The 14,008-nt window shown below is 55.4% G+C and carries 1 protein-coding gene (running past one end of the window); it reads right to left on the bottom strand.

The window, feature by feature from the left end:
- Positions 1–468: 468 nt before the first annotated feature.
- A protein-coding gene (locus GF409_06555; GenBank protein ID MBD3426876.1) for a tetratricopeptide repeat protein crosses the window boundary here: on the bottom strand, positions 469–14,008 show its final stretch. 20,126 nt of this gene lie beyond the right edge of the window; the window shows 13,540 of its 33,666 coding nt (coding positions 20,127–33,666); its start codon lies beyond the right edge, outside the window — the gene reads right to left on this strand; the stop codon is at positions 469–471.

Below are 14,008 nucleotides of genomic sequence, written 5' to 3'. Positions count from 1 at the left end.
GCCTGCAGTTCGCCCTTCATTTTGAGTAAGAGCGGTATCCTTATTCTTTTTTCCGGAAGCAGCCCCTCCTTCTCTTGAGACACTTCCACCCGATATAAACCAATTATTTTTCATTATACACCTTCCTGCACCTTACAAACTTTATGTTAGCCTAACATTATCTCTATATATAGTATAACATATTATATAGAGAGAGCAACTTTTTTACGACTAGATTTTTTAAATACTAACATATTATTCAAAAAAATTAGATTTTTCTGGCTCTTTATGCTCTTTGAAAACTATCTATGCTTTCGTTTTCTTAACCGTGATGTTTTTAAAACATTATAACATATCTTTTCTCAAAATCTACGTCTAAAAACTCACTTTTTCATGCCTAACTTTTAAAACTTTTTACTTCCTCTATATACAATATGCCCCTTACCCCTTCAAGGAACGGCCCTTAGCTGGATACGGAAATATCAAGTATTAGAGTGAAACAGCTGTTTTGGTTATCGCGTCTATCTGGGACCTGATCTCTTCCCCTATGTTAAGCCTGGTTATCCTCACAAGCTGGATAAAGTTCTTAAGGCTCATTATCTTCTCCAGTACCGTACCCGTAAATCCCATCGTGGTTATCGCCGGCTGGTCTTCGTTGGCCACTCTCTGCATGAGGTTGAGCACCGCCAGGACCGGTATCATGCGGTTTATCCTGTGGGCGGATTCATCATCAGGGACCACCATTTCCTTGCCGGCGATCACGAAGTTGGCGCTCTGCTCCCTCTTCTCGTTCACCGCGGCGACTATCGAATCGGTCATGAATTCACCCGTTGCTACCGTGATATCGTTCGCCGCCAGATCCACATCTGCCTGCTGGAGCCGCTGCCGGACGGATGTGCTTATATCCTCCCCAACCGTATCGAGCTGTATGACGTTCGCCGGCAGGCCCTCCGGCGGAACCAGCGGAGCGAACTTATCGTCCTCGGCTATGATACATATATGCAGGTTCTCGTCCTTCCTGGCAAGATTAAGTATCGCGGGCATCATGTATTCCAGCCTGAAACCGGTCTCTTCCCGCGCGTCGATGGCTATGGCCTGCCGGTCCACCGCTCCCTTGGACCTGAAAATTTCCAGTAGCTCCACCGCCTCATCCTCGGCGGCCTGGGCCATCGCAATACCCTGGTGTTCGGCCATCATCCTGCCGGCCTCCTCCTGCGACCTGTCACTTAAGTGGTCCATGAGTTTCTCGCGCAAGGCGAGCAGTTTCGCGGCCGCGCCTTGCTGAGGAAGGCCTTCATCTCGCGCTTTCTTGTATTCTTCAAGCACGGCGACATTATTACGCACCCACTTCTCGCTGTCACCCGGTGAGACATCAGCGGCCACTGTTCTATCGGGCGCGACCTCGGCCCTCGAAAGTTCTTCCAGGAGGTCATCCTCAAAAGCCGGTCTTTCCCTGTCCAGGGAAAGGGCCACTATCTCCAGAGCATCCTGTATGGACGTGTCGCTCAGGGAGCTTACCGATGCCGCGTCAAGGCCTGCAAGATACGGGTACATTGCCATGAACGACTGGCGCCTGGCCTGCGTGACCAGCTTATCCAGGTCCTCTTCAAGTTCCTGGCCGGAGACATCGACAAGATAACGCATGGCGGGGCCTTCCATCCCGCTCATCGCTTTCATTCCCGACTCTCCGCTCTCGTTAACGCTGACGAACTCGACATCATTATATCTATCGTTCAGTTCTTCAAGCATGTCGGTATCTGCGCCGACAACTCCCATCATGATCCCCGGGGCCATCGCGGCAGGTTCGGGAGGCAATGCCCTCAGATACAACCTGACCCTGTCATACATGTTCGCAAGCTCGGCCATTTCATCGCGGAACCTCCTCTGGCTGTAATCGGCGAAAAAGGAGCTTCCCTGGATATCGGCCAGGTAGAAATCTCTCGCTTCGGCATACTTTCTTTCGGCAAGCATGGTCTCCATGGCGGAGACGGCTTCCTCAAGGGCGTCCTTATACCGGGCGGCCCTATCGTATGCGCCCTTGAGCGCGGTCATGATACGCGTATTCTCCGGATCCAGTGACAGAGCCTTGCGCAGAAGCCTTATCTTTCTGTTGTCTGAAACACCTTCGGCGGAAGCCCTTTCCATAAGGTTCAGCGCCCGGGCGCGATCGGCCTGTTCCCTGGCTTCCGGAGAGAGATTCCTCTTCGCCAGCCACCAGGAGCCGGGCACCGCGAACGAATCGCCTCTTGCCATACGTATCCTCAGTCGCGCCAGTGCGGCGTCATCCGCCGAATACGCGCTCAAGCTCTCCGCCGCACGCGCCTCTTCCTCCGCCTTGAGGTGATCTCCCTTGCCGATATTCACGTACGCACGGGCAAGCGCCGTCCTGCTTAAAAGCTGGTTGCCTGCCGTGAACCCGCTCGGCGGTATGACAAGGTCACTGTACCGGGCAAGCTCACTCTCACTCATGGCCTTCAGGTGGCTGTTAAGCCTCTCAAGAACCGTTATGTATTCCGCGGGCGTCCCGTACGAAGCAGCCTTATCGAGAACAGTCTGGACCGACGTGCGCAGACCCTGCCCGAACGAGGCATCCAGAAGGCGCGAAGCGACATCCGCCGAAACATCTCCGAAGTTATCCACCATGGCGGAAGATAACCTGAAGGCGTTACCTGTCCTCTGCCAGGAGCTTCTTTTCTCCTCGAGGAAGGACAGAAGCTCGGCCTTGTAAGGATCGCTCTTATCCTTAAGGCGCCCGTCACGCAGGATATTGTCGCGCACGTGCATGGCCACCTCGGCTTCCGTTCCCCTCAGTGCGGAAAGACCCCTCAGCGCATGCATCGAGAAGGGATCGGCGGCCAGGACCTTCCGGTAGTTCTCAGCGGCGGATCCGCTGGCCTTTTCTCTTTCGGCCCCTTTCAGCATTCCGGCCTTGAGAGCGTAGTAAGCTGCCAACTCGGCACGTGCCCTGTTCCTCAGCTCTCCGTCATCTATCATATCTATCTGGCTTGCTATTACTTCTTCCCGCTTGGGAGATTCTTCCTGCCACCCGCTCTGACCGCGTTCAACGATGTCCTTCAGTGAAGCGATAAGGCGTCTTGCCTGCAATGATTCCAGTCTGGCATCGGTAATACCCCTCTCCGACGCCCGGTAGAGCAATTCTTCAAGCTCATCCAGCCTGTCGCGGGAGAGAAGTTCCTCCCCGCGCTGCATGATCCTTTCGACGGGCTCGCCGCGGGGAGCCAGCTCTTCCAGGCCCGTCTTGTCTGCGGCAAGAGCTTCTTCGACCATTCTTCTCATGCCGGCCTCTTCCTCTTCGGAGATCTCTTCGTCCTCGCCGATACTCGCCTTGTAGAAAAGGCGCAACCTCTCCCGCAGGTCCACCTGTTCATTTGCCCTTTCGGACAACCTTCTCCTCATGAGCCTTATCGCTTCCTCGCGGTCGGCCTCTTTCATGTCCCCGGGCAGGGCCGCTATCTGAAGAGCTATATCACGGTCAAGCACGCTGTCTATCACCCTGTCTATGGTCTCAATCTCCTGTATGGATCTTTCAAACCGATCGCGCGAGGCCTCTTCTTCGCTGGAGGCAAGACCTCTTTTAAGGGTCTTAAGCGCGCCGGCGAGGTCGCCTTCGGATCTTTGAAGGCCTGCCAGCTCAAAATAAGCCTCCGCCTTACCGGGCATCCGGGAAATGGCGTTCTCCAAGTAATTCTTTTTATCGGCCGGATCATCAGCTTCGCGCGCGAGCTCCATACTCGCCCTGGCCAGATACTCTTTTTCGTTCACACCCGTAAGCTCCTCGCCCCGGTTCGCGGCAAGTTCGGCTGCCTTCCGTCTCGTCCGGACCTCGTCAAGAGCGACCTCGGCCTGGCGCAAAGCCTTCTTTAATGCAAGGGCCTTTTGAAGGTCGGCTTGGGCCTGTGCCAGGTTACCCCGCTGCATGTTAAGCCGCCCCATCTCGACAAGGGTTCCCGCTCTGGCTTCATTAAGGTCCTTAATCGTCCTGTAAGAGCTGACCACGTCCCCGGTCTCGGAGTCGTACATATCCAGCATCGCGGTATGAGCGGCCAGAAGCTTGTCCCTTACCGCGTCCTCTGCGGTGTTATCCGGAGCATACTGCATGAGGCCTTTCAGGCCGTCTATGCGCGCTCTCTGTTGATCCAGTCGCGTTCCTTCGAATTTCCTGTTTTCAAGGGCGCCCATACGCGACTCAAAAACCGCCTGTTTAAAAGCGGGGTCCTTGGCCAGAGAAGTATCCATCCCGGATGCTTTATCAAGGTTTTCCACGGCCTGATCGAACCTGCCCGCCTTAAGGTCCTGCTTCGCGCTTTCGTAATAATGGCTGGCTCGCTTTTGCGTCTCCTCGGCCTTGCGGCGAATGAGGAACTTCGCGACGCGCCTGTTCTGCGTGTCGTAGAGATGGAAGAGCGCTTTCCAGGCTTCAGCGGCATTCGTCTTTTCCGCGTATTCCCTCACTAAAGGCGTTATGGCGCTAACTACCGGCGCGCCCAGGGAAGAGGCACCCTTACTCAATACCCCGAAAAGGCCCTTTACGACCTCCGCCTTCTGTTCGGCGGAAAGAGCTTCATCCCCAAGGGCCGAAGCAACTTCCTTTATCCTGTCCTGGGCATGCCTTGCCGAAAGTGAAAGAAGGTCCCCTGCTGGAGCGTATTCTCCCAGCACACGCATGGCCTGTGTGGCCCTTGATACAAGTTCGCGCGCGGGTCTTTCCATTGCGCCAAGGTCAACCCTTTTATTCGCGAGATCGCTTAAAAGGGCCTTTAATTCTCCGGCTATCTGCTGGGTCGATCTGCGGTCCTGGTATTTCGCAAGAGCCTCCCGCTCATAGTCCCCCAGGGCGGACTCATCACCGGCCAGAAGAACCTCCAGGGCCTTTTCGTAATCTTGGCTTTTTCTGAAGAGCCCGGAGAGCATAACACGCGCCTTTATGCGCGTTGAGTAATCACGGGATGCGGCAAGCTCTTCCAGGATATTCTCAGCCTCCTCGGTCTTTTCCCCTCTCAGGTAAGCCCCGGCAAGCTCAAACCTCGCCAGTTCATATCCGGCCGCGCTGGTCTCCATTTTCACAAGAAAGTTTTCCAACCTAGATATGGCCTTGCCGGGATCGCCTTCCGCCAGTTTTTGGCAGACCTTTTCTGTCAGCCGGCGTCTCGCCGCCTCCTGAGGACGGGCCCCTATCGATTCGGCCATCTCAACCAGCATCTCATCCTGGTCGCTTTCGATCCGCCGCACTTCCTCCTCGTCCATTTCAAGGAACTTTTTGGCCTGTCTGATCTCCGCGTCCGCGGCATCATCGGGTACCTCAGCCGCGCGCTCCTTCAGATCCTCTATGCGCCGGTTCAGGCTTTCCCTTATACTTTCCGCTTTCAGATATTTGTCAGCCAGAGAAAGCACCGAAGCGGCTTCCTCGGACCGGGCCTCCGCCTTCTGGACAGCTTCGGCAAAACCCGGCGTGGTCTTTCGCGCTTTCCGGGCCAGTTCAATCGCTTTTTCCGACTCGCCCAGTTCGGTATACAGTTCCACGAGCCTGCCGGCTACATCCATCTGCTCGTCCTGTGCCGCCTGTTCCAGGTGATACACGGCCAGTTCCGGCCTGCCTTCCCTCTGGTATACTTCCGCCATAGCAAGATGCGCCCGTGAGTTGGCACTGTCGGTCTCTATCGCCTCGCTGTAAAAGGCGAGTTTCTCCCCGGGCGTGGCGGCTATATCTCCCCTCATCTTATGGACCCTGCTGAGCTGCATGTCGATGTTACCCAAAGCTTCTTCGGGCGTACCTTCCCAGGAGCGCAAAGCCCGGATGCGCCCGGCTATATCCTCAAGAGCTTCCCCGGCCAACTCCGGCTGTCTCTCTAACCGGTCAACCTGCATCCGCAATAGATCGGTCCGCATTCTGGCTATCTCCGCGCTTCTTTCCCGGCGGGTCTTGGCCCTTAATCCCGTGGCCCTCAGCCCGGCCACGGTATCGGCCAGCTCCTCCGCCCGCGCACCCGCCTCGGCAAAGGCTTTCTCACTTGCCCGGCCCTCGAGCTGTTCTATCGTAGCCAGGGCGTTACTTAGGTCCTCCAGCTGCCTTGAGGCGAGTTTGATGCTCCGCTCCCTCCAGCTCTTGCGCGTACGGCTTTTTGCCAGATAAAGCCCGGAGATCCTTTCGTCCCAGTAAGCTTTTCTCTCGGCGTCTTTCTTGCGTAAGGAAACAGCCAAATCAAGCGCCTTCGACAAGCTGTCAAAATCGCCTATCTGCTGGTACTGATCTATCAGCTTTTCACCGGTAATAATATCGATCGTCTCGATCTTTGCGGCCTTGTCGGCATATTTCTTCGCTTCCTTGGCATCACCCAGCTTCTGGTATGCCTCTGAAAGAGAAGCGTTCGCTTCGGGAAGGTCTTTTGCGATCTTCCAGTACTCTGTAAGGACCTCCCTGGCCTGGGCGGCATTGTCCCTGGAAAGATGTATGCGCGCCAGGTCCTGTACCAGCCGGGCCGCGTCCTCCCTGGTGACCACCGGGCCGTAATCCCTCTGCCGTTTCTTGGCTGCGCCCCGGAACCAGGCATCCCGCACCAGCAGGAACCTGTCCGAATCGGCTATAACAGCCTGGATTATCCTTTCAGCCTCTTCGTAGCGCCCCTGCTCTATTAGGGCTCTTGCCAGAGCCTCCCTTGCCTTTGCCGAGCGCGGCCTGGCTCGGGCGGCATCACGGGCGACTTCTTCGGCCTTGGCATGGTCGCCTCTTTTCATGTAGATATCGTAAAGCTTCAGGTCAACATCAGCCATGTTGATAGTATCGTTGCTCTTACTGTAGGCGTTACGCAGTTCGTAAAGCGCCTTTTCGTTCTCTGGGGCCTTTTCTGAGGCCTTTTTAAGGAATTTGACGGCGTCATGCGGCCTGCCCATGTCAGCCAGTATCTTGCCCTTATACATATTAGCTTCCACCTGGTCGGCATCCACGGTAAGGGCAAGTTCCGCGTACCAGAGCGCCCGGAAAATGTTACCCGCGTTGTATTCGGCCTTGGCTATTTCCGTGATCGCCTGCGCGTTATAGCGATCGGCTTCCATACTCGTCAGCCTCTCGAGCGTCTTTCTGTCTTTTCTTCCCGCGAGCATGACGGTGCGTTCATAGACCTCCATATCCTGCCAGTTCTTGCCTTTGCGCTGCATCAACTGGGAAGCCCGCACCACAGACGGGGCCACCTCGGCCAGAACCTCACTGGGCGTTATATATTCTTCCTCCTCGGTGGACAGTTTTTCATTAAGCTTCGCGTAGAGAAGCTCCCTCACTTCTTCTTCGCTCTTGCCGGCAAAGAGTCCCGGTTCTTCCTCCAAGCCCAAGGTCTGGAAAACAGAGCCGAGAAGTTTTTCCTGCGCCATGGCTTTTATCAGGTTATCATCAGCGTTTTTGTAGATATCAGCAACGAGCTCTATCTGGGCGGGTTTATCCTCCGCCGTCTTTTTAACCATATATTCCAGGAGCTTGTCCGCCTCAACCGGCATTCCCTCGATCTGCTCCACCCGGTTATCCCGGGAAGCCTTTATCGCGTCGGCAAGAACAGGCCTGCCCGCTTTCTCGTAGAGGATATCCATCTTCAGTTCACGCAGCTTGTTCTTCTGCTCTTCGCGCCGGGTCCTTCCGAGCTCTCCCTCAACGTCTTCGAGCTCGCCTTCCTTCTGCTGTATTGCCCCCGCCAGAATGCTCATGGCATTGTCCCCGGTCATGTTGACCAGCATCCGGCGGGCATCTTTCACGGCCTCATCTTCGGCCTCTCCGTTAACGACCGTGTCTATGGCCGTAAGCGCCAGCGTGCGCGTTGTCTCCGCCGGGGGCGTACCCTCGGTCATAACGCCGTCAAGCTGCCTGATCTCATTTTCAAGGCCCTGCGCCTCTTCGCTAAGCTCAACGAGCCTTCTGGTCGATCCTTCTATCTGCTCGCGAAGAGCGCCCATCTTTTCTTTTATCGCGGCTATGCCGGCCTCTTCCTCGTATGCGGCAAGATCCTGCTCGAATTTTTTGCGGTCTTCGCCGGCTGCCGCCTGCATCCTTTCATTCCGCCTCCCGTCCAATCCGGCAAGCTTAAGCGATTCCATCTGCTCCTTAAGGGCTGCCATTCTTCCTTCGAGTTCCGCCAGTTCCTCGGCGGCCTCTTCCCTTGAAGAAGAGGCTTTCCCCATGCTGCGGACCAGGTCCACGTAATCGGCCTCAAGCTGCTCTCTGAGCTGAAGCCTCGAGAGCTGGTACCTCGCAGCGTCGAACCCGGGGATCACGCCTGCGTTCTCCGGGTTGCGCCTCTGGGCCTCTTCCAGGTAAGCGAAAGCGCCTGTTGCTTCCTCCGGGGCGCCCTTGAGCTCGGATATCTTTTGTTCCATTTCCTCCCGGGCTTTTTGCGCCCTGGCGATCGCCCTGTCCCTTGACCTTTCCATCCTGTTGACCAGGTCCGACTGCATCCTGTATCTCAGCCACGCAAGTGCTTTCAGGAACCTTTCATTGCGCTGCTGTTCGGTATCCGCAGGTCTTCCTTCGTCACGCCACCACTGATGGGCCACTATCGCCGCCATGGCCACGAAATCCACCGAGGCGCCTTCCCCGCGTTTTTCGGAATCGGCATCGGCCCTCATCATCTTCTTCATGGCTCTCTGCGAACGGGACATGTCACTGAGCTGGCGCATCTTCTCTTCGGCGTCATACCACCTCTGCTCGTCGTCACGTGCCGCCAGCCTGCCCTCGCGCGCGTCCCTGTCATAAAAGGACCGTGCCACACCGGCGATCATGGCATCGTCACTGGTCTTGAGTATGGACCTGACGACATCGGCCACCGGCCTGTCGTCCGCCATGGTTTCATCGGCAACGCCCATCTCCCCGGCGTAATCGGCAAGTCCTTTCTGCCTTGCTTTTGCCCTTTCCATGGCTTTATCTCGCCTTTCCAGGCTCTTTTCGCTCTTTGCAATGGCATCGGCCAGCTCTTTCTCCAGTCTTGCCGCTTTCACGCGGTTGGTCCCTGAAAGATGTTCGGCGGCGCGCTCAAGATCGCCCTGCGCCATGAAGAACTTCGCAAGCTGCACTTCACCCCTGGCCTTGGCAAGGTACCAGTCGCTATCGATTTTATCCAGCTTGGCGAGCACCCCTTCCAGCTGATCCATCACAGCACTGTTTGTGTTAATAAGTTCGTCCGGGGAACCGCCGTATTCATCCAGTTTGCCTTCACGCTGGAGGTCTAACACGGTGTCCATCTCCCCTGAAAGGATCTTTGAAGCTTCTTCCAGTTCTTTTTCGGCCTTTTCCTGTTCGCCCTGCTCTTCGTACAGGCGAGCAAGTTCTCTTTTCTCACCAATGAGGGCTATTTTAGAGGCGAACTCCGCCTCGCTTCTCTGCAAAAAGGCCTTTTGCCTTATGGACCGTATCCTCTCCAGCACATCTTTCCGCTTGGCGGCAAGTTCTTCCTCCCTGCCGGGGACCTTGATCCCGTTCAGGAAATTATAGAGGTTGACCGACTCAGCATCGGAAAGGTCCTCCCTGGCCAGCATCATATCCGACATGGACAGGAACCTGTCAGCTACATCCGTGCTGACCGTTATCCTCTTTTCGCTGATCATCGTGCTTATGTTCTCAAGGGCCTCACGGCGCGCTCCTTCTTCCCTGGCGTTGCCGGCGGCAAAGACATAGAGATCTATTCGTTTTTCTGCGGGGAGGGCCTTGACCGAAGCGATCTTGCCGGAGATATCCGCGCGAAGTTCAGCGTCATCGATATCCCCTAGCACGGCAACGGCTTTTCCCCGGATCTCTTTATTTTCAAGGCTTTCTATCCAGTCGATAAATTCATTTATCTCGGAAGCCTTCTCCTCATCCGCGGCAGTACGTATCCGCTCAATGCGCCTTTTGAGATATTCCCCCGCCCACTCATCCATAACGGGCGCGGCGCGGTCCTCTTTGAGTCTTTGGCCGGCGAGTTTCATGAAGACCGGCCGGAAGTTCTCTTTCGCCCGGGTCCTGGTCATCACGAAATCTGTGAAATACTCCTTCTGCTCGCCTTCGCCGCGCGTCAGTTTCTGATCAAGAAGTTTCAGGGCTTCCTCTCCGGCGGCTTCACGCGCATATTCGTCCTTATCCGAGAGAAGGTCTTTTTTCATCTGGCTCCAGATATACACGAAGGTCAGCCCGGAGCGCCTGTTCTCAGGCTCGCGCTTCAGCATCGTCGCAAGATAATCCGAGAACATCATCAGGCTCGCTACCGATCCCCAGTTGCCCTCGGTCCTGAACCGCTCTATTCTGGAAGCGACTTTCCCAAGGTTCTTCCAGTAGTTGTACAGAGCGCTTCCGGCGGGTTCCCCTTCCTTTGCCTCGGCGGCCAGCTTCTCCGCAAGGCCAACATATGAACCGATGAACATCCCCAGCTTCGGAAGTATAGCGTTCCTGAGAGCCTCGCTGGATCCGAACCTGTTAAGCAGGCTTACCAGATCCTCGGCGGCCTCAAGGTATCTTCTCTGTTTTTCATCCTCGTCCCTGCCGGCGGCGTTAATATATTCGGTCTCGGCGTTCAGCAGGCCATTCACAAGGTGCTCCCGCGCGGCGCTATTCTCCTGAGAAGTGAAACTTGCCAGTGTCCTGTTCCTGAGTTCGCCGGCAACGTTCTGTTTTTCCGCCTCCAGCTCCACAAGTTCCGCCCTCTGGGCTTTGCGCCGGGACCTCAGCCAGTTCTGGTAGAAGTTCCAGGTGGCTCTGTTAATGGATCTGGCAAGATCGGTGAGCCTTTCGGTGCCTTCTGTGATCTTATCCTTCAGTTGAGAGACCTGCCGCTCCATCTCCTCCAGCCTGGTACCTCTTCTTATGTCCTGCGCGACGCTTGAGGATAATTTTTCGAGTTTTTTCGCGTCAAGGGCCTTTTCCAGTCTTTCCCTGACCTGGTCGGATTCGAACCCCTTTCCTTCCATGGCCTCTTTCATGCGTTCCAGCCGGCCTGCCGCGGCCAAACGCATGTTCCTGTAGGCGTCCTTGGCCGATTTACTGATATTGTTGACAAGCGTCGCGGCCGTTATGGACATAAGAAGGCCTGAAGTATCACTAACGGCCACCCCTTCGGTAAAGAGGCCTTCAACACGGTCCATAAGGCGCGGGATATCAATGGTGTTACCTTTTCTGACGGCCACAAGGTCAAGGATTATATCTTTTCGCGCCCCGTCCCTCATATTAGCGAGTATCTTACCGGAGGGGACCTTATCCTGCCTGAGAGAGACCATGGCCATCTCTTCGGCGGCCGCGGCCACCTGATCGCTGTCTTTGGAAGCGGCCATCACCTCTTCCAGCATCTCTTCCGCCTTGGAGAACTCATCGCTTCTCGCATAAAGCCTCCCCAGTTGTAATGCCGTGTCCATGTCCTCTGAGTCGAGAGCCCTTCTTCTTTCCAGGGCTTTAATGCGGTCTTCCTCGGGAGCTTCGTCCTTCTCTTCGGCGGCCTTCTCAAGCGGTTCTTCCGGTTTCGCCTTTTCCGCGGCCGCCTGGTCCGATCCGGCCTCTGCATTCCTCTTAGATTCAATGTCGCTCAGTGAGGAAGAGGCTATTACCAGCTGTTGCTGAAGTGTCTGTGCGTCTGCGGGGGGAACCCCGGCGGTTGCCCTCATCTTCGCGACAGCTTCCATATCCTTCATCTCTTCCAGTCTCGAAGTTATGTCTTCTATCAGCCGGGCGTTCCTTACGGTCTTACCGGACTCCTCCTGCAGCCTGCTGTTCAGTATGCGCGCTCTGAGTGTGAGGATATTTCTGTGGGCACTGTTGGCAAGGTCCAGTTCAGTGATATCTATCTCATCTATATACCGGAAGGCGTCATCCGCCGCGCCGTCTTTCAATGCGACATGCGCCAAAGAGGCGTTCACGTACATCCCGGCGTCAGGACCGCGTTTGCGTATGGCCTTGAGAATCCTGTCCAGGACAAGGCGCCTCACTTCCTTTCTGGTCTCTTCGTTCTCTATCTCCATGTCCATCAGGTTCGAGGCTAACCCCGCGAGTTTGTCCGCAGAATCCAGCGAGGAAACGGAAGCCTTGATCTGCTTGATAGCTTTTTTGTCATTTCCGTCGGAAATGTGCCTTCCAATGAGCCTGGCGTGGCCGTAGACATCCTGGGGATCGGTCTTTATATATCCGGCCATGGCGGCTATATCCGCCTTGGCCGATGCCTTGCGCGTGTATTCTCCCTTTACGGTCCTGCCCCAAACCCTCAAAGCCGCGAATTGAACGCCCGCGGCCGTGAGCCCCTTTACTGCCATCGACAGGAACATCGAGCCCATGACGGTAGCCGGGACCACATAACCCAGCGCGGAAAAAACAGCAAGCCCTACTACCATCTTGCCAATACCCTTCTTGCCCATGAGGTTCGAGAACTGATCCTTTAAGGCTCCCAATGTTTTTTTCTTCTGTTTTTCCTTCTCTTCCGCTTCCTTTGCGTCTTTCTCCTCCCAGCCTTCGGCTATTTCTTCCCTGAGGCTCTCGGAGCGTTTTATCGCCTCGGGAGTGCTAAGCTTTCTTAGAGCGACGCTGGCCTGGCTGTACTTTTTCTCTAAAGCGAGTATCTCCGCTCTGGCAAGAAGCATCCTGTCACGCTCCCCGGCACTGGTCAGGCCGTCCCTGAACATCCTTCTGGGGCTTCTCCTCAAGGCGGTATCCACATATTCTTTCGCCTCCGCTGTTTTCCCCTGTTTCATGAGTGCATCAGCCATCTGAGCGTTGTAAGCGGCGTTGCCTTCCTCGAAGAAAACAGCCATATAAGCATACTTCGAGGAAAGGTCGTACAGGCCTTTTGCCTGTTTCGCCCCCTGCTCATTTTCCGTTGTTTCCGCCTTGCGGTATAGGGCCCTCGATAGATCATAATAAGCTGCCGCGTTGCGCGGATCGTCCCCGACCGCGTTAAGCAGGTCCAAGATCTTCGCGTCGGCGGTTTCTTCCCCTGTCCACTCCTTCACCAGTTCCTCCCTCATCTGCAGGGTCTCTTCACTGGTCCTGCCTTCTGGAAGCGCGTACTGGGAAAGTATTTTTCCTTCGTCAGGCTTGGGCCTAATGCCGAGCGATCTCTTCAGTTTACCGGCGTATTCCCTGATCTTTTTCTCTATCCCCGGTATAACGCCCTGTTGTACGAACGCAGGAAACCGCAAGAGGAGAAAACTCAGAGCTTTCGTAAAGATATTACCGCTGGCTACCGATGAACGCGCGGAAACAAGCACTTTGTTGACCAGGCCTGATACTTTGGGATAATTCTTAAGAAGTGAATTCAGGGACCTTACAAGCCAGGATGTCCTGAACCTGTATTCAAGAGCACTGGCACGGGACCGTGTCTTCTTGCTGATTTTCTGGAGCATTCTCATCCTCCAGCCCCGGTACGGAAGCACGACCTTCTCAACAGGCATTTCCACCTTGGCTCCCGGAGATATAACGGTCTCGGTCTCGCCGAAGACAACAAGCTGCTCCTCTTCGTCTTGCAGGCTACCCGGTTTTTTGAGGAAAATGCCTTCTGCCGTTATGGATATATCATCGGCCGATACGTTCCTGTTCTCCACCAGGTCCTGGACGAGCGGGTCTCTTATCGCGACCTCCGCATCTGTGTCTTCCGTCTCTCTGCCCATCATGGCCGCCATCTGGCCGAGTTTTTTACGCTCCTCTTCCCTGCGCTGCCTTGCCTCGGGAGTGTCGTATTCGGATATCTTCTCAGTGCCTTTGGCCTTAAGAGCCGCCAACCCCACGACAGCCCGCATCGCTTCGGTCTTCTGATCCGTCATGGTCCCGCCCATGTCCCTCACCACGACACGTCCGTCATCCGACCTTACAAGCATGTATATCTTCCCGTCATGCCTGCGGAAGGCGACGCTCTCATCCTTTTCCATATTCATATCAAGCGCTATTCCAGTGTTATCAGCGCCTTTGGTGATAGCCTGGGCCTGATCATACCCAAGAGTAACTGTATCACTGAACCCATAGCCTTCTTCCTTGCCGGTTTCGGTAAGGCCGCCCGCGAAGATAACAAGCGGTTCTCCTTCGCGT

This window comes from Candidatus Omnitrophota bacterium (assembly GCA_014728045.1).
In the GTDB taxonomy this organism is placed as follows: domain Bacteria; phylum Omnitrophota; class Gorgyraeia; order Tantalellales; family Tantalellaceae; genus WJMH01.
Note: the sequence above shows the minus strand (reverse complement) of the source record. Positions and strands in the feature narration are given on the sequence as shown.